The organism is Neisseria sp. P0021.S005, assembly GCF_051956955.1.
Genome location: NZ_JBQCWY010000852.1, coordinates 1 through 658 on the forward strand (window position 1 = coordinate 1; position 658 = coordinate 658).

Annotated in this window: 1 pseudogene; it reads left to right on the forward strand. The window is 51.2% G+C overall.

Annotation, left to right across the window (positions count from 1 at the left end):
• Positions 1-658 (forward strand): annotated as a pseudogene (locus ACTHUE_RS19775) (hypothetical protein); the annotation flags it as partial.

Sequence of the window (658 nt, forward strand, 5' to 3'; positions counted from 1 at the left end):
CAGTGCATATTTCGACCGCGCCATCTCCCGCAGCAAACCTTATATCTATCATATTGTCAATGAAGTTAAAAAACGCAATATGCCCGCCGAAATCGCTTTGCTGTCCTTCATTGAAGGCGCATTCGTAACTAAAGCCAGGTCGCATGTTGGTGTATTTGGTTTGTGGTGGTTTGTGTTGGTTGTTGGTTGTTGTGTTGGTTTGGGGGGGGTGTGTTTGTGGGGGGGTGGGTGGGGGGTGGTGGTTTGTTTTTTGGGTGGGTTGGTGGGTGGGGTGGGTTTGTTGGTTTGGGTTTGTTTGGTGTTGGTTTTGGTTGGGGTGGTTGGGGTTTTGGTGTGGGTGGGTGGTGGTTTGGGTGGTGGGTTTGGGTGGTTGGGTTTGGTGGTGTTTTTTTTTTTGTTGGTTTGTGGGGGGGTTGGTGGGTTGGTGGTGGTTGGTTTGGTTTTTTTTGGGTTGGTGTTTTGTTGGTTGGGGGTTTTGTGGGTGGGGTTTGTGGGGGGGGTGGTGGTGTTGTGTTTTGTGGTGTGTTTGGTGTTGTTTTTGGTGGTGGGTTTGGTGGTTTGGTTGTTGGGGGGGGTTTGGGTGGTGTTGGGTTTTGCGATGTTTGGGGGTGTTTTGGTTTTGGTGGGGTTGGTGTGGGGGTTGGGGTGTTTGTGGGGT